The sequence below is a fragment of the Burkholderia sp. HI4860 genome, assembly GCF_002223045.2.
Lineage (GTDB): Bacteria > Pseudomonadota > Gammaproteobacteria > Burkholderiales > Burkholderiaceae > Burkholderia.
In genome coordinates this window covers 3,160,256-3,177,238 of the sequence record NZ_NKFO02000003.1, presented here as the reverse complement: position 1 = coordinate 3,177,238, position 16,983 = coordinate 3,160,256, and the positions used below count along the sequence as shown (strand labels likewise).

General features: G+C 67.5%; 16 protein-coding genes. 3 read left to right on the top strand and 13 right to left on the bottom strand.

Going from position 1 to position 16,983, the window contains the following annotated elements:
- Window positions 1–27 precede the first annotated feature (27 nt).
- From CFB34_RS30130 to CFB34_RS30115, 4 genes are all read right to left on the bottom strand, one after another.
- On the bottom strand, window positions 28–660 hold the full coding sequence (locus tag CFB34_RS30130; RefSeq protein ID WP_039364722.1) for an L-threonylcarbamoyladenylate synthase: 633 nt from the start codon (window positions 658–660) through the stop codon (window positions 28–30).
- A 73-nt stretch (window positions 661–733) separates the two neighbouring features.
- Window positions 734–1,564, bottom strand: coding sequence for a 3',5'-nucleoside bisphosphate phosphatase (locus tag CFB34_RS30125; protein WP_071334957.1), 831 nt, complete (start codon window positions 1,562–1,564; stop codon window positions 734–736).
- A gap of 81 nt (window positions 1,565–1,645) precedes the next feature.
- A complete protein-coding gene (locus CFB34_RS30120; protein WP_089440495.1) occupies window positions 1,646–2,536 on the bottom strand; it encodes an alpha/beta fold hydrolase in 891 nt (296 codons plus the stop codon).
- Between the two features lie 178 nt (window positions 2,537–2,714).
- Window positions 2,715–3,572, bottom strand: coding sequence for a ferritin-like domain-containing protein (locus CFB34_RS30115; RefSeq protein ID WP_089440496.1), 858 nt, complete (start codon window positions 3,570–3,572; stop codon window positions 2,715–2,717).
- A 149-nt stretch (window positions 3,573–3,721) separates the two neighbouring features.
- Between CFB34_RS30115 and CFB34_RS30110 the strand changes: the two genes are divergently transcribed.
- From CFB34_RS30110 to CFB34_RS30100, 3 genes are all read left to right on the top strand, one after another.
- On the top strand, window positions 3,722–4,246 hold the full coding sequence (locus CFB34_RS30110; RefSeq protein ID WP_071334714.1) for a gamma carbonic anhydrase family protein: 525 nt from the start codon (window positions 3,722–3,724) through the stop codon (window positions 4,244–4,246).
- A gap of 25 nt (window positions 4,247–4,271) precedes the next feature.
- Window positions 4,272–5,222, top strand: coding sequence for an Hsp33 family molecular chaperone HslO (gene hslO / locus CFB34_RS30105; RefSeq protein ID WP_089440497.1), 951 nt, complete (start codon window positions 4,272–4,274; stop codon window positions 5,220–5,222).
- A 134-nt stretch (window positions 5,223–5,356) separates the two neighbouring features.
- Window positions 5,357–5,716, top strand: coding sequence for a hypothetical protein (locus tag CFB34_RS30100; RefSeq protein WP_089440498.1), 360 nt, complete (start codon window positions 5,357–5,359; stop codon window positions 5,714–5,716).
- Window positions 5,717–5,806: 90 nt separating this feature from the next.
- Here CFB34_RS30100 and ftsB read toward each other — a convergent pair whose 3' ends face one another.
- The 9 genes from ftsB to CFB34_RS30055 form a co-directional block, all read right to left on the bottom strand.
- A complete protein-coding gene (gene ftsB / locus CFB34_RS30095; RefSeq protein WP_089440499.1) occupies window positions 5,807–6,232 on the bottom strand; it encodes a cell division protein FtsB in 426 nt (141 codons plus the stop codon).
- A gap of 81 nt (window positions 6,233–6,313) precedes the next feature.
- Window positions 6,314–7,597 carry a phosphopyruvate hydratase gene (eno, locus tag CFB34_RS30090; protein WP_011352544.1) on the bottom strand — a complete coding sequence of 428 codons (1,284 nt, stop codon included), beginning with the start codon at window positions 7,595–7,597 and terminating at the stop codon, window positions 6,314–6,316.
- Between the two features lie 106 nt (window positions 7,598–7,703).
- A complete protein-coding gene (kdsA, locus tag CFB34_RS30085; RefSeq protein ID WP_046546045.1) occupies window positions 7,704–8,558 on the bottom strand; it encodes a 3-deoxy-8-phosphooctulonate synthase in 855 nt (284 codons plus the stop codon).
- Window positions 8,559–8,560: 2 nt separating this feature from the next.
- Window positions 8,561–10,213, bottom strand: coding sequence for a CTP synthase (locus CFB34_RS30080; protein ID WP_089431257.1), 1,653 nt, complete (start codon window positions 10,211–10,213; stop codon window positions 8,561–8,563).
- 181 nt (window positions 10,214–10,394) lie between these two features.
- On the bottom strand, window positions 10,395–11,240 hold the full coding sequence (locus CFB34_RS30075) for an alpha/beta hydrolase (protein ID WP_089440500.1): 846 nt from the start codon (window positions 11,238–11,240) through the stop codon (window positions 10,395–10,397).
- A 239-nt stretch (window positions 11,241–11,479) separates the two neighbouring features.
- On the bottom strand, window positions 11,480–13,963 hold the full coding sequence (locus CFB34_RS30070; RefSeq protein ID WP_089440501.1) for a DNA internalization-related competence protein ComEC/Rec2: 2,484 nt from the start codon (window positions 13,961–13,963) through the stop codon (window positions 11,480–11,482).
- A 57-nt stretch (window positions 13,964–14,020) separates the two neighbouring features.
- The gene (locus tag CFB34_RS30065; protein WP_089440502.1) at window positions 14,021–14,809 is read right to left on the bottom strand and encodes a TatD family hydrolase; all 789 of its coding nucleotides are present in this window, start codon (window positions 14,807–14,809) and stop codon (window positions 14,021–14,023) included.
- Window positions 14,810–14,874: 65 nt separating this feature from the next.
- On the bottom strand, window positions 14,875–15,570 hold the full coding sequence (lolD, locus tag CFB34_RS30060; RefSeq protein WP_034174517.1) for a lipoprotein-releasing ABC transporter ATP-binding protein LolD: 696 nt from the start codon (window positions 15,568–15,570) through the stop codon (window positions 14,875–14,877).
- 55 nt (window positions 15,571–15,625) lie between these two features.
- On the bottom strand, window positions 15,626–16,879 hold the full coding sequence (locus CFB34_RS30055) for a lipoprotein-releasing ABC transporter permease subunit (protein WP_043190315.1): 1,254 nt from the start codon (window positions 16,877–16,879) through the stop codon (window positions 15,626–15,628).
- Window positions 16,880–16,983: the final 104 nt, after the last annotated feature.

Below are 16,983 nucleotides of genomic sequence, written 5' to 3'. Positions count from 1 at the left end.
ACTCGCGCAAAAAATGGAACGGCGCGCTTACGCGGCCGAGAGTCCGAACGGTTCGAGCGCGCCGCGCCCCGCACGCACGAGCTCGGGCTCGTCGCCGGTCAGGTCGATCACCGTCGACGGCTCGCGCGGGCACGCGCCACCGTCGATCACGAGGTCGACCTGCTTCTCGAGCCGCTCGCGGATTTCTTCGGGATCGTTGAGCGGCTCGTCGTCCGGCGGCAGGATCAGCGTCGTGCCGAGCAGCGGCTGGCCGAGCGATTCGAGCAACGCGAGCGTGATCGCGTGATCGGGCACGCGCAGCCCGATCGTCTTGCGCGACGGGTGCGACAGCCGGCGCGGCACTTCCTTCGTCGCCTGCAGGATGAAGACGTACGGGCCCGGCGTCACCGACTTGATCTGCCGGTACTGGCGGTTGTCGACCATCGCGAAGTTGGCGAGCTCCGACAGGTCGCGCACGAGCAGCGACAGGTGCTGCTTCTCGTCGAGGCCGCGAATCCGGCGCACGCGCTCGACCGCGTCCTTGTCGTCGAGATGGCACGCGAGCGCATAGCTCGAATCGGTCGGCATCGCGATCACGCCGCCCTTGCTGACGATTTCCACCGCCTGCTTGATCAGGCGCGGCTGCGGATTATCCGGGTGAATCCTGAAGAACTGGGACATGGGGGGTCGTAAAGGGGGAAAAGTCGGATGCGCGCGGCCAACAGCAACGCAGGTGGCAGGCCGCCGCCCGGTGTCAGAGCCAGCGTTCCCAGACCGGTGTCAGGTCGGGCGGCAACGGCGGCAGGCTGCCGAGCTCGACACGGCCCTCGCCTGGCGCATGGAAATCCGAGCCGCGCGACGCTTCGAAGCCGAAGCGGCGTGCGACGTCCGCGTATTCGCGGTACTGGTCGGGGGTGTGGCTGCCCGTGACGACCTCGATCGCGCGGCCGCCCAGATCGATGAACTCGCCGAAGAACGCGTCGAATTCGACGGGCGTGTAGCGGTAGCGGCCCGGATGCGCGACGATGGCTTCGCCACCCGCCGCCCGAATCCACGCGACGGCGTCGGGCAGTGTCGCCCAGCGGTGCGGGACGAACCCGGGCTTGTCGTCGCCGAGCAGCCGATCGAACACATCGGATGTCGACGTGGCATGACCGTTTTCAACGAGGAAGCGGGCGAAGTGTGTGCGCGAGATCAGGTCGGGATTCGACACGTACTTCAACGCACCCTCGTACGCACCGGGAATGCCGAGCGTGGCGAGCTGCTCGCCGATCGCCACCGCGCGCGCCGCGCGGCCGTGGCGCGTGCGGTACAGGCCGTCGACCAGCACTTGGTTCGCGGGATCGACATTCAGGCCGACGATGTGCACGGTGCGCGACGCCCACGTGACCGAAATCTCGACGCCGCTCAGGTAGCGCATGCCGAGCGCTTCCGCTTCGCTGCGCGCCGCTGCCTGGCCGCCGATTTCGTCGTGGTCGGTCAGCGCCCACAGGGTCACGCCGCCGGCATGAGCGCGGCGCGCGACGTCGGCAGGCGGCAGCAACCCGTCGGAAACATTCGAATGGCAGTGGAGATCAGCGTTCATTGTCGGCATGGCAGGTAAGGCTTCATTCTACTGCAACGCGGCAAGACGCCGCCCGCGTGCCCCGCCGCTGCCGCCGCGCGCTTACGCGCAGAACGCCTCGATCAGCGCCGCGATCTGCTCGGGCTGGTCGTGATGCACCATGTGGCCGGCATCCTCGACGAGCTTCTCGCGCCAGTCGGGGAACGCGTTGAAGCGCGCCTTGAATTCCGGCAGCGGGATGTCGCCCGCGATGTGGGCGAGCGTCGGCGAATTGACGGCTTCGACGTGCAGCACCTTCGCGCGCACCTGCGCCCAGGTGGCCATCACTTCGTCGAGCCGGTACAGCAGCGGGCCCGGCATCTTGTGCGCGGGGTCGGCCAGCAGGTGGTACTGGCCGTCGTCGCCACGCTTCGACCAGTGCGCGGCGAGGAACGCCGCGCGGCGCGGGTCGAGCCGCGGATTGGTCTTGATCAGGCGCGCCGCCACGTCGTCGAGGGACGCGTAAGGTCGCAGCACGGGCGGCTCACGCAACTCGTCCAGCCAGCCGCGCAACCGGCGCGGCGCCTGCTCGGCCCGCGCGGGCGCCAGCCCGAAACCCTCGAGATCGACCACGCGCCGCACGCGCTCCGGCCGCGCGCCGGCATACAGGCACACGACGTTCGCGCCCATGCTGTGCCCGACCAGGTTGACTTCGCCGGTCGGCGCATAGTGGTCGACGAGTGCATCGAGGTCGCCCAGGTACTCGTGGAACCAGTAGTGCCCGCCGCCCTGGCGCGCGACCGGCCAGTCGGACAGCCCGAAACCGCGCGCATCGGGCGCGATCACCTGCCAGTCGCCCGCGAGCGCGTCGACGACGAACTGGAACGATGCCGAGACGTCCATCCAGCCATGCAGCATGAACAGCGTCGGCGCATCGGGCCCGCCCCAGCGCCGGACATGCAGCTGGACGCCGCGCACCGTGACGAAATCGGAAACAGAACTCGATGCCCTCATTGCAGCCGCCAGAAAAAAGAATGATCGTTCGATTATAGCGGCGACGCCCTCTTTCCGGCGTCCGGCAATCGAGGTGCCGCTCTAGCGGTGCGCGTACGCCAGGGGCCGCGGGGAAGCGCCATGTCCTGGCACCCGGGACTGCAGGCGGCTCGTCGAAGCGCGGCCGAACGCGAGCCCGCTAGCGCGGTGCGCCGCCCTCCGCCACGTCCTGCGCAGCCAGTTCGTCGAGTTCGGCCTGCTCGAATCCGGCATCGCGGCGCGCATCGAAATTGAACGGGCCCCGCAGCCGCGGCGCATGGTATTGCTCGGCGAGCTGCCGGTAGGTGGGCACGGGATCGCGGCCGGCTTCGTCGCACAGATGCCGGAACCAGCGGTTGCCGATCGCGACATGGCCGATTTCGTCGCGCAGGATCACGTCGAGGATCGCAGCCGACGCATCGTCGCCCGCCTGCAGGAGCCGCGCGCGGATCGGCGGCGATGCGTCGAGCCCGCGGGCCTCGAGCGTGCGCGGCACGAGCGCCATGCGCGCCAGCACGTCGCCCTTGGTGCGCTCGCACATCTCCCACAGGCCGTTGTGCGCGGGAAAATCGCCGTACGCATGCCCGAACGCCGCCAGGCGCTCGGACAGCAGCGTGAAGTGATAGGCCTCCTCGGCCGCCACCTTCAGCCAGTCCGCATAGAACGGGGCCGGCAGGCCCGCGAAGCGCCAGACCGCATCGAGCGCCAGGTTGATCGCATTGAACTCGATATGGGCAAGCGCGTGCAGCAGCACGGCGCGCCCTTCGGGCGAACGCATGCTGCGTCGCTCGAGCTGGCGCGGCTCGACGAGCGGCGGGCGCGCCGGCCGGCCCGGCAGATCGGCCGGCTCGGGCAATTCGAGCGACGGCGCGATCGCCGCCTGCCCGGCCCGCAGCGCATCGTGGAGCGCGCGCACCTGGGCGGCCTTGGCCGCGGGTTCGGCGTCACGCAGCGCGGCAAGCGCGGTGCGGCGCACGCAGGCAGACGCATTGCCGAAAGAAGAAGACTCCATGCTCATAAACGGGGACACCCTGCGTGCGCATCGCGGGAGCACACGCACGCGACGGTTTACAATAGGCGATTGTTCCGCGGCGCAATGCGCATGCGCCGGGCAAACCAGACGCGCCATTCTACCGGCGCCCATCATCGAAGAGACAAGGAGACTCCGTGACGATCTACAAGCTGGGCGATACGGCCCCGACGATCCACGAAAGCGTATTCGTCGCCGATACGGCGGCCATCATCGGCAAGGTCGTGCTCGAGGAGAACGCGAGCGTCTGGTTCGGCGCGACGATTCGCGGCGACAACGAGACGATCACCGTCGGCGCTGGCAGCAACGTCCAGGAAGGCGCGGTCCTGCACACGGACCCCGGCTTTCCGCTGACGATTGCCGAAAACGTGACGATCGGGCACCAGGCCATGCTGCACGGCTGCACGATCGGCGAGGGTTCACTGGTCGGTATCCAGGCGGTGGTCTTGAATGGAGCGGTAATCGGCCGCAACTGTCTGGTTGGTGCCGGCGCGGTCGTGACGGAAGGCAAGACGTTCCCGGACAACTCGCTGATTCTCGGCGCACCGGCGAAAGTCGTGCGCGAACTGTCGGCGGAAGACATTGCGCGGCTGCGCACGAACGCGAAGACGTACGTCGAGCGGCGTGCGCATTTCAAGGAGCAACTCGTGCGGATCGGGTGATTCGCACGGATTTCAAGGAAGAAGAGTGAGCGACCAGTTACAGAAATTCATGTTCAATGCGGCGCCCGTGCGCGGCGAGATCGTTTCGCTGCGCAATACGTGGCAGGAAGTGCTCGCCCGCCGCGACTACCCTGCCCCGGTGCGCACGATCCTCGGCGAGATGATGGCCGCGTGCGCGCTGCTGTCCGCGAACCTGAAATTCAACGGCACCCTGATCATGCAGATCTTCGGCGACGGGCCGGTCCAGATGCTGGTCGTCCAGTGCGGTTCGGATCTGTCGATGCGGGCCACGGCGAAGTTCGCCGGCGACTCCGCCCAGACGATCGGCGACGACACGCGCTTCGCGTCGCTCGTCAACGCGAGCGGCCACGGCCGCTGCGTGATCACGCTCGACCCGGCCGACAAGCTGCCGGGCCAGCAGCCGTACCAGGGCATCGTCCCGCTGAACGGCGTCGACGGCCCGCTTGAATCGGTCTCGCAGGTGCTCGAGCATTACATGCATCACTCGGAACAGCTCGACACGCGGATGTGGCTCGCGGCCGATCGCGACCGCGCGGTCGGCATGCTGCTGCAGAAGCTGCCGGGCGACGGCGGCATCGTGCCGCGTAACGCCGAAACCGATACCGATACGTGGGAGCGCGTCTGCACGCTCGGCGGCACGCTGTCCGCCCAGGAACTGCTCGAGGTCGAACCGGAAGTCGTGTTCCGCCGGCTGTTCTGGCAGGAAAACGTGCAGCACTTCGAACCGGCCGGCACGCGTTTCCAGTGCTCGTGCTCGCGCGAGAAGGTCGGCGCGATGCTGCGCATGCTCGGCCGCGAAGAAGTCGACAGCGTGATCGTCGAGCGCGGCCATGTCGAGATTCATTGCGAGTTCTGCAACCAGCGCTATGAATTCGATCCCGTCGACGTCGCGCAGCTGTTCGCGGCACCCGGCGTCGAGACGGGCATTGCGCCCGCGACCGAGCAGCGTCACTGATCAGTGGCCCGATGCCCGCCGTCCGGGCACGGGCGCATAATGACGCACGAGCGTCGCACGCAAGGCTCCGGCGCCGAAGTCACGCACTTCGGCGCAAGCCGCTTCCCGTCGTCGGCGCGCTGCAGGAGAAACACATGAGCCCGCTTCATCGTCCGTTCCGCACCATCGTCCTGACGAGCGTTGCCGCCGGCACGCTCGCACTCGCCGGCTGCGCGATGCCGCCGCCGACTTCCACGATCCTGAGCCGCCTGCCCGAACCCGGTGCATCGGGCGGCCAGCCGCCCGCGCTCTCGAGCGCCGAACGCAAGCGCTACGACGAGATCGACCAGCAGGTGCTGCGCGAACAGAACAGCGCGATCGCCGCCGAGGCCGCCGCGCGCGCATGGGCCTATTATTCGCCGGCGCCGGTGACGGTCTACGGCGGATATTACGGCGGATGGGGCAATCGCTGGGGCTCGGGCATCAGCTACGGCTACCCGGGATGGTGGTGGTGAGCGTGCAGCGCTCAGCCGATTGACTACCGGCAGGAAATAAAAAAGCGCGGCATTTCCCGCGCTTTTTCAATGGATTCGAGCAATCGTGCATCAGTGATGCGCGGCCTTGCCCTTGTCGCCGCCATGATGCCGCGACGGCTTCGCGATCGACTGCGGATTCGGCACGACACGGACCGGCGCCGCGGAGACGGCGCCGCGCGTCGACGTATTCGACGGCGTGTTGTTCAGCGGTGCGGCAGGCGCATTCGGCGACACGAACTGCACGAATACCTCACCGTCCTTCACCATGCCCATCTCGTAGCGCGCGCGCTCCTCGATGGCCGCGGTGCCGCCCTGCAGATCCTGTACTTCGCCTGCGGTGCGCTCGTTGCGCAGCTTCTCGTCCGCGTTCTTCTGGAGCTGGTCGTCGAGCTGCTGACGCAATTCATGCACCCGCAGCCAGCCGCCGTGTCCCCACCATAGGGGGTACTGAATGAGCGCCAGCAAGGCAATCAGGACGACAGTGACAAGCCGCATGTAAGAACCGCAGATATAAGAAGCGCCGCTCCGCGCACATGCACAGAGCGGCGTCGATATGACGAACCCGATAGTAGCGCGTTAGCGCAGGTTATAGAAAGCCGATTTACCCGGGTAGCTTGCGATGTCGCCGAGATCTTCCTCGATGCGCAGCAGCTGGTTGTACTTCGAGATGCGGTCGCTGCGCGACAGCGAACCCGTCTTGATCTGACCGGCGTTCAGGCCGACCGCGATGTCCGCGATCGTCGAATCTTCCGTTTCGCCCGAGCGGTGCGAGATCACGGCCGTGTAGCCGGCGCGCTTCGCCATTTCGATTGCCGCGAACGTTTCGGTCAGCGTACCGATCTGGTTGATCTTGATGAGGATCGAGTTCGCGATGCCCTTCTCGATGCCTTCCTTCAGGATGCGCGTGTTCGTGACGAACAGATCGTCGCCGACCAGCTGCACCTTCTTGCCGAGGCGATCGGTCAGCAGCTTCCAGCCTTCCCAGTCGCTTTCGTGCATGCCGTCCTCGATCGATACGATCGGGAACTTGTCGGCGAGCGTCGCGAGGTAGTCGGTGAATTCGGCCGACGACAGTTGCAGGCCTTCGCCCGCGAGCTGGTACTTGCCGTCGTGGTAGAACTCGGATGCCGCGCAGTCGAGCGCGAGCAGCACGTCTTCACCGGCACGGTAGCCGGCCTTCTCGATCGCCTGCAGGATCGTCGACAGGCACTCGTCGTTGCTACCGAAGTTCGGCGCGAAGCCGCCTTCGTCGCCGACTGCCGTGCTCATGCCGCGGTCGCTCAGGATCTTCTTCAGTGCGTGGAACACTTCCGCGCCGCAACGCAGGGCTTCACGGAACGTCGGCTGGCTCACCGGGACGATCATGAATTCCTGGATGTCGAGGCTGTTGTTCGCGTGCGCGCCGCCGTTGACGATGTTCATCATCGGTACCGGCAGTTGCATCGCACCCGAACCGCCGAAGTAGCGGTACAGCGGCAGGCCGGCCTCTTCGGCGGCTGCCTTCGCGACGGCCATCGACACGGCCAGCATCGCGTTCGCGCCGAGGCGCGACTTGTTGTCGGTGCCGTCCAGCTCGAGCAGCGTCTTGTCGAGGAACGCCTGTTCCGACGCGTCGAGGCCCATGATGGCTTCGGAGATTTCGGTGTTGATATGCTCGACTGCCTTCAGCACGCCCTTGCCGTTGTAGCGGCCGGCTTCGCCGTCGCGCAATTCGATCGCTTCACGCGAGCCGGTGGACGCGCCCGACGGCACCGCCGCGCGGCCCATCGTGCCCGATTCGAGCAGCACGTCGCATTCGACGGTGGGGTTGCCGCGCGAATCCAGAATCTCGCGGCCGATGATATCTACGATTGCACTCATGGGTTTCCTCTGAGAATGACGATGGATTCTTCAAACTGCGACGGCGCGCGCGCCCGAACCGCTTTCGCTACTGACGCGCGAAGCCGTCGCAAGGTTCATTCGATCTTTAATTGAAATCGTTTTCCAGGAACGGATTGCGCTTCACCGCCTGGTCGAGCGTGACGAGGGTCTCCAGCAGCGCACTCATCCGGTTCAGCGGCACGGCGTTCGGGCCGTCCGACTTGGCTTCTGCCGGATTCGGGTGCGTCTCCATGAACAGGCCCGCGACGCCCGTCGCGACCGCCGCACGCGCGAGCACCGGCACGAATTCGCGCTGGCCGCCCGAGCTCGTGCCCTGCCCGCCCGGCAGCTGCACCGAGTGGGTCGCGTCGAACACGACCGGGGCGCTCGTCTCGCGCATGATCGCGAGCGAACGCATGTCCGACACCAGATTGTTGTAGCCGAACGAGACACCGCGCTCGCACGCCATGAAACGGTCTTCCGACAGCCCTGCTTCACGGGCCGCTTCGCGCGCCTTGTCGATCACGTTCTTCATGTCGTGCGGCGCGAGGAACTGGCCCTTCTTGATGTTGACGGGCTTGCCCGAGCGCGCGCACGCATGAATGAAATCGGTCTGGCGGCACAGGAACGCCGGCGTCTGCAGCACGTCGACGACCGACGCGACCTGCTCGATCTCTTCGATCGAATGCACGTCGGTCAGCACCGGCAGGCCGAGTTGACGCTTCACCTCGGACAGGATCCGCAGGCCCTCGTCCATTCCGAGGCCACGGAACGACTTGCCCGAGCTGCGGTTCGCCTTGTCGTAGGACGACTTGTAGATGAACGGAATGTTCAGCTTCGCGCAGATCTCCTTCAGGCGGCCCGCCGTGTCGATCGTCATTTGCTCCGATTCGACGACGCAGGTACCCGCGATCAGGAAGAAAGGCTTGTCGAGACCGACCTCGAAATCGCACAGCTTCATGCTTACACTCCGCGCGCTTGCTTGTTGGCAAGCGCAGCTTCGACGAACGACTTGAAGAGGGGGTGACCGTCACGCGGCGTGGACGTGAATTCCGGGTGGAACTGGACGCCGACGAACCACGGGTGCATCGAACGCGGCAGTTCCATCATCTCCGGCAGATCCTCGCTCGGGGTACGGGCGCTGATGATAAGGCCGCCGGCTTCGAGCTGGGGCACGAAGCGGTTATTGACTTCATAACGGTGGCGATGGCGCTCGTTCACGTCCTTGCCATAGATCTCTTCCGCCATCGTGCCCGGCTTGATCGGGCAGCGCTGCGAACCCAGGCGCATCGTGCCGCCGAGATCGGATTCCTCGGTACGCGTCTCGACCTTGCCGTCGCGGTCGTACCACTCGGTGATCAGCGCGACCACGCGTTCCGGCGTGTCCGGCTCGAATTCCGTGCTGTTCGCCTGCTTCAGGCCGACGACGTCGCGCGCGAACTCGATCACCGCGAGCTGCATGCCGAGGCAGATGCCGAGATACGGCACCTTGGCTTCACGCGCATAGCGGATCGCCGCGATCTTGCCTTCCGTGCCGCGACGGCCGAAACCGCCCGGCACCAGCACAGCGTCGAGATGCTTCAGGCTGTCGACACCGTTCGTCTCGATCTCTTCCGAGTCGATGTACTCGATGTTGACCTTGGTCGACGTGTGCAGCGATGCGTGGCGCAGCGCCTCGATCAGCGACTTGTACGACTCGGTCAGGTCGACATACTTGCCGACCATGCCGATCGTCACTTCGTGCTTCGGGTTCTCGAGCTTTTCGACCAGCTCCGACCACATGGTCAGGTCCGCGTCCTTCGGCGACAGCTTCAGTTCCTCGCAGATGATGCGGTCGAGGCCCTGGTCGTGCAGCATCTGCGGAATCTTGTAGATGCTGTCGGCGTCCCACACCGAGATCACGGCGTCTTCCGGCACGTTCGAGAACATCGAGATCTTCTTCGATTCGTCGTCCGGAATGCGGCGGTCCGCACGGCACAGCAGCACGTGCGGCAGGATGCCGATCTCGCGCAGCTTCTGCACGCTGTGCTGGGTCGGTTTCGTCTTCAGTTCGCCGGCGGTCGCGACGTACGGCACCAGCGTCAGGTGCACGAAGCACGCGCTGTTGCGACCGAGGCGCAGGCTCATCTGGCGCGCGGCTTCGAGGAACGGCAGCGATTCGATGTCGCCGACCGTGCCGCCGATCTCGACGATCGCGACATCCGGCTCACCGCAGGTGGCCGACGCGGCCCCGCGCTCGATGAACGCCTGGATTTCGTTCGTGATGTGCGGGATGACCTGCACGGTCTTGCCGAGATAGTCGCCGCGGCGTTCCTTGCGGATCACCGATTCGTAGATCTGGCCGGTCGTGAAGTTGTTGGCCTTGCGCATCTTCGTGCTGATGAAGCGCTCGTAGTGGCCGAGGTCGAGGTCGGTCTCCGCGCCGTCTTCCGTCACGAACACTTCGCCGTGCTGGAACGGGCTCATCGTGCCGGGGTCGACGTTGATGTACGGATCGAGTTTGAGGAGGGTGACTTTCAGACCGCGCGATTCAAGGATCGCGGCGAGGGAAGCGGCGGCAATACCCTTGCCAAGGGAAGAAACTACGCCGCCGGTGACGAAAACATATTTGGTCATCGCTGGATGCTCGCGGGAAAAACGGATTATACCGTAAAGGCCGCCCTTCTCTCAGCAATTGGCGTGATGATCGCGCCCTTTCGCGCCGACCCGCACCAGTCGTGCGCGCCGGGGCGAAGCCGCCCGCCGGCGGGTGCAACCGCGCGTGCCGGAGGCGGCGCCCCGGCCGCCAGACCCTGCGTCAGGCGCGCTTCGCGAGCGGGGTGATGCCCTGCGACACATCGCCCTCCGCCGCCTTCAGCGAATTCAGCATCCGCTGCAATGCGCGGGCGGTCTCGAGCGGCAGCTCCATCGGAAACAGGTGGCTGCCTTCCAGCCATTCGACGCGGCCGCGCGCCGCGCGGCGTGTCGCATCGAGCCCGACCTGACGCACCTCGCGCGAACGCGTGCCGGCGAGAAAGCCGAGCGGCACCGGCGCGCCATGCGCGAGCCGCGGGCCGAGCGTGTGCGGCAGCGTCCGGTAGATCAGGTATTCGACCTGCCGGTCGAACGCGAGCGCGCGCTCGCCGTCGGCGCCGACCTGCGGGATCCCGTAGTCGATGTAGTCGGCCAGCATCCGTTCGTCCCAGCGGGCGAACGCCGGTTTCTCGCGGAAGTGGCGCCAGACTTCGTCACGGCTTGACCAGCGCGTGCGCCGGTTGCGCGTCGCGGCGGCCGGCGACAGCCGCTCGTCGAGCCCCGCCCACTGGCTCGCGCGCAATGCGCCGGCGCGCCAGCCCGCGATGATCGGCGAATCGATCATCACGACGCCGCGCACCCATTGCGGCTTCTTCAGCGCGGCCATCAGCGACAGGTAGCCGCCGAGCGAATGGCCGACGAGCCAGACGGGACGCTCGTAGCGGCTGCCGATGTCGTCGAGCAGTTGCTCGACGAGATGCGGCCAGTCGCGCGTCACCGGGTAGCGGCGGTCGTGGCCGATCCGTTCGATGTAGCGCAGCTCGTAGTCGTCGGCCAGTTCGGCGAAGATCGTGCGGTACGTCGATGCCGGAAAGCCGTTCGCATGCGAGAAGTGGAGGATGTCCTTCAAACGCCGATGTCTCCTTTGTCGACGAGAGTTAGTGCTTCAGCACTTACTCTCGTCCCATGCTTCGCGGTCGACCGGAGTTGGCGCTTCAGCGCTTACTCCGGTCCCATGCTTGGCGGTCGACGAGAGTGAGTGCTTTAGCGCTTGCTCTCGCCCCATGCTTCGCGTTCTGCCGGGCCCACGCTTCGGCATGGAGCGCGGATCCCGGGCCATCTTTATTGATACGCCGGCTTTCGCCGCGCTCACCGATCCATCCAGTACCGTCGCCAGACGTCGCGATGACGCTCGAAGGCAAACCCGCCGTCGGCCGGCGCGACGTCGAATCGCACGGCGCCGTCGCGATCGGTGCGCGGCAGCGGGATCCCGCGCGCCTCGTAACGGGCGAGCACCGTCCGGTGCGGATGCCCGAAACGATTGCGATAGCCTACAGGAAATACCGCGACGCGCGGCCCGACCGAATCGAGGAAAGGCTCGACCGACGACGTGCGGCTGCCGTGGTGCGGAACGACCAGGATCTGTGCGGCCAGCGCGTCGGGCGCAGCGTCCACGAGCCGGCGTTCGCCGCGCGCATCCACATCACCCGTCAGCAGCGCGGACGTCTCGCCCGCGTCGATGCGCAGCACGCACGACCGTCCGTTCGACGAGCCCGCGCCCGGGCCGCCTTGCGGCCACAGCATCGTGAACGCGACGCCGTCCCAGGTCCAGCGCTGCCCGGCCGCGCACGGCAGCCGGTCGGCGACGCCGGCGGCTGCCGCATCGCGCCACAACCGGCTGTTCGGCACGATGCCGGCCAGCAGCTGGCGCACGTCGGCTGCCGCATAGACCGCCGGTGCACCGCCCGCGTGATCGGCATCCGCGTGACTGAGCACGAGCGAATCGATCACCGCGATGCCGCGTGCACGCAACGCCGGCGCGACGATCCGCGCGCCGGCGTGGGTCGACTCGGCGCCCGGCCCCGCATCGAACAGCAAGGTGCGCCGCGCGGTCTCCACCAGCACCGACGCGCCCTGCCCGACGTCGAGCACGGTCAGTCGGAAGCCGCCCGGCGGCGGCGCATCAGATGCCGGCGCGACGAGCGGCAGCCACGTGATCGGGGCCGCCCAGCGCAACGGCCAGCCGCGCGGCATCAGCGCCCATGCGACGCCCACGCAGGCCAGCACCAGCACCGGCCAGTCGGGCATGCGCAGCCAGAACACGCCGGCCGGCCAGCCGGCGAGGTATCCGAGCAGCGTCATCATCGGTTCGAGCGCCGCGTGCGCAAGCCGGAACGCGTACGCATCGAGCGGCGCGGGTAGCGCGATTCCCGCCAGCACGACCGGCGTCACGACCGAACTGACCCACGGAATCGCGAACGCATTGCCAAGCGGACCCGACAGGGATATCTGCGCGAACCAGGCAGCCGTGAGCGGTGCGAGACCGATCGTCACCGCGTACTGCACGCGCGTGGCCTCGGCGATCCGGCGCCCGGCGCGGGCACCCCACGCGCGCAACCGGCTCGACAAGCCGGCCGTGCCATCGCCCTCCTCGTTTTCCGTATCAACCTCACGCACGCCACGCCAGCCGGCGACGGCCAGGAGGATCACGGCGACCGCCCCGAACGACAGCCAGAATCCGGCCGACAGCACGGCCCACGGGTCGGCAAGCAGCACGCCGCCAAGCGCCGCGCACAGCACCGCGGAAGTCGGCACGCTGCGCCCGGCCAGGTACGCAATGCCGCCGGCCGCGATCATCCACCATGCGCGCTGCGCCGGCACGTTGAAGCCCGCAAGCGCCGCATAGCCGGCCGCAGCTGCCAGCGCGGCGAGCGCGGCCGCGTACGGCGCCGGAAACACGAGCGTTGCGGCCCGTGTGCGCCAGCGCAGGCGGCGCCAGACCATCGACACGAGCCCGCCCGCGATCGCGCCGACGAGTCCGACATGCAGGCCGGAAATCGCAACGAGGTGGCTCGTCCCCGTGCTGCGCAGCACGTGCCAGTCATCGTCGCCGATGCCCGACTGGTCGCCGATCGCGAGCGCGGCGACGATGCCGCGATGACCGGCGTCGCTGCCGAGCGACTCGTCGATACGCGCGCGCAGCGCGTCGCGCAGCCGATCGATCGACGCACGCCATCCCGCGGCGCGCGCATCGAGCAATTCCGCCCGCCGGGGCGCGCTGACATAACCGATCGCGCGAATGCCTGCGGCCAGCCACGCCGCCTCGCTGTCGCGCACACCGGGATTGGCCTCGGCATGCGGGCGCTTCAGGCGCACGACGAAACGCCAGCGCTGTGCGGCGCGCAGGTCGGGAAGTGGATCGCGTGTCGCCGATGCGCCATATGCGCGCCACGACAGCCGGATCAACGGCGGAAAACGGGCCAGCCCCGCATCGTTCGACTCGACCGCGAACAGCAGCCGCGCACCTGTCTCGTCGACCACGGGCAGCCCGCGGATCACGCCGGTGACGACGATGTCGAGCCCTTCCCACTCGACGGGCAGACTGTCGCGCAGCCGCCATTCGGCCCGCGCGGCCGCGTAGCCGAACCCTGCATCGCAGGCCGCGAGCGCACACAGCATCCATCCGAACATGGCGGTCGTGCGCGTACGCTGGCGATGCATGCACCACACGCTCAGCATCGCGCAGCCCGCGAGCACGGCCCCTCCGATCGTCCATGCGAGCGCACCCGGCAGCGCCGCCTGCCGCTGCAGTACGGCCACGCCGAGCACGAACGCGATCCACCACACGCGCATCGCCCCTCCTCGTCGACCCGGCGCCACCATCGAGAATGCGGCGCCTCAGGGCAACGATTATGCGGACGAAAGTGCGAGTCGCGGCAGCGCGGAGAGCGCGTTAGCCGAAGTGCATAGGGACACCGCGCCGGCGTCGATCCCGCGCAGTTCGGCGAGCACGTCGCCGATGCGCGGCACCTGATCGGGCGTGTTGCGGGATTTGTACGCCCATTCGGGCGCGATGTCGGGGGCGTCCGTCTCGACGACGATCGCCTCGAGCGGCAACTGCGCCGCGAGCCGGCGGATCTGCAGCGCGCGCGTAAAGGTCACGTTGCCACCGAAACCGAGATGCAGCCCGTGTGCGAGATACGCCTCGGCCTGCTGGAAACTGCCGTTGAACGCATGCGCGATACCGCGCCGCACGCCGAAACGGCGCAGCCCGGCGAGCACGCGATCCTGCGACTTGCGCACGTGGCACAGCACGGGCAGGTCGAATTCGCGCGCGAGCTTGAGTTGCCCCTGGTAGAAGAACTGCTGCCGGTCTTCGTCGAGCCCCGGCACGAAATAGTCGAGCCCGATCTCGCCGATCGCGACGAAGCGCGGATCGTCGAGGCTCGCCTCGATCTCCATGCGCAGCCGGTCGAGATCCTCGTCGCGTGCGCGTGGCGTATACATCGGATGGATGCCGAGCGCGTAGACCGCGCCCGGCGTGCGTTGCGCTAGTTCGCGCACCGTCGTGAAATTGTCGCGCCCGACGCTCGGGATCACGATGCGCGACACGCCGGCCGCGCGCGCCGCGTGCGCGACCGCGTCGCGGTCGGCGTCGAACTCGGCGGCATCGAGATGGCAGTGCGTGTCGATCCACATGGGCAGTCCTGCGCGCCGGCGCCGCACCGGGACCACCCCGGCAGCAGGCCAAGCGCGTTCGCTTCTTACACCGGCAGTGCCGGCTCCTCGTGCAACACGCCGTCGCGCAGCCGCATGATGCGGTCGCAGCGCGCGGCGAGATCGGGATCGTGCGTGACGATCACGAAGCTCGTCTCGAGCGTTTCGGACAGCTCGAGCATCAGGTTGAACACCGTATCGGCCGTCGTGCCGTCGAGGTTGCCGGTCGGCTCGTCGGCGAGCACGCACGCGGGCTTCGTGACCAGCGCGCGCGCGATCGCGACGCGCTGCCGCTCGCCGCCCGACAGCTCGCCCGGCCGGTGCTTCGCACGCGGGCCGAGACCGACACGCTCGAGCATCGCCTGTGCCTGCTCGCGCGCGTCCTCGGTCGTCATCCGGCGAATGCGCAGCGGCATCGCGACGTTGTCGAGCGCGGTGAACTCGGGCAGCAGGTGATGGAACTGGTAGACGAAGCCGAGCGCACGGTTGCGCAATTCGTTGCGCTCGCGCTCGGCGAGTTGCGTGAACGGCTTGCCGAGCAGCGACACCTCGCCCGCGCTCGGCTCGTCGAGCCCGCCCAGCACGTGCAGCAGCGTGCTCTTGCCGGAACCCGACGCGCCGACGACCGCGAGCTTCTCGCCGCGCCGCACCGTCAGCTCGGTATTGTTGAGCACCTGCACGTTGAAGCCGCCCTGCACGAACGCCTTCGTGATCCCGCGCGCCTGAAGCACGTATTCCTGCATACCGGCCGAATCCTGTCTGTTGTGTTGTTTTGCATCCGCGAATGCGGTCGCGCGATCATTCATAGCGGAGCGCCTCCGCCGGCTTCACCTTCGCCCCGCGCCAGCTCGGATAGAGCGTCGCGACCGCCGACAGCGCGAACGCGATCAGCCCGATCCGGATCACGTCGCTCGCGACGAGTTCGGACGGCAGCTCGCTGATGAAGTACACGGACGGCGGCAGGAACTGCACGCCGAACAGGTGCTCGATCATCGGGATCAGCCACGGGATGCTCCACGCGATCAGGCAGCCCAGCGCGACGCCCGACGCCGTGCCGACGAAGCCGATCGTCACGCCCTGCACGACGAAGATCTTCATGATCGACCCCGGCTGCGCGCCGAGCGTGCGCAGGATCGCGATGTCGGCCTGCTTGTTGGTCACCGTCATCACGAGCGACGACACGAGGTTGAACGCGGCCACCGCGATGATCAGCGTGAGGATTATGAACATCATCCGCTTCTCGATCTGCACGGCCGAGAACCACGTCTTGTTCTGCTGGGTCCAGTCGCGAATGTACAGGCTGCCCGACAGCGTATGCGACAGCTCGACCGCCACGTCCGGCGCCTTCTGCATGTCCTTCAGCCGCAGCCGCACGCCGGTCGGCGCGGCCATCCGGAACAGCGCCTCGGCGTCGCGGATGTTGATCATCGCGAGCGTGCTGTCGTATTCGTAGTGCCCGGACTCGAACACGCCGACGACCGTGAACTGCTTGAGCCGCGGCATCATGCCGGCCGGCGTGATCGATCCTTCCGGCGCGACCAGCGTGACCTTGTCGCCGACCGTCACGCCGAGGTTGCCCGCGAGCGCATCGCCGAGCACGATGCCGAACTGGCCCGGCACCAGCGCGCCGAGCTGGCCCGCCTTCATGTCCTTGCCGATGTCCGACACCTGCGGCTCGAGCGTCGGCTCGACGCCGCGCAGCATCACGCCGCTCACCGCGTCCTGGCGGGTGAGCAGCGCCTGCGCGTCGACGTACGGCGCCGCGCCGATCACCGACGGATTGCGGCGCGCTTCCTGCGCGGTCAGTTGCCAGTCGGGCATCGAGCCCGTCGGCGAGAACACCTCGACGTGCGCGAGCACCGACAGCATGCGGTCGCGCACTTCCTTCTGGAAGCCGTTCATCACCGACAGCACGACGATCAGCGCCGCGACGCCGAGCGCGATCCCGAGCATCGACACGAGCGCGATGAAGGAAATGAAGCCGTTACCGGTCGTGCGTTTGCCGGCGCGCGTGTAGCGCCAGCCGATCTGCCATTCGTACGGAAGTTTCAAGCGAATCCTTTCTGCTGGTTACGGCGGGGAGGCGCCCCGCGGCCGGACCGCCGCCCGGTGGCGGCCACCGGCCCGGGCACGGTCGAAAAACGGCCGCCGGACGC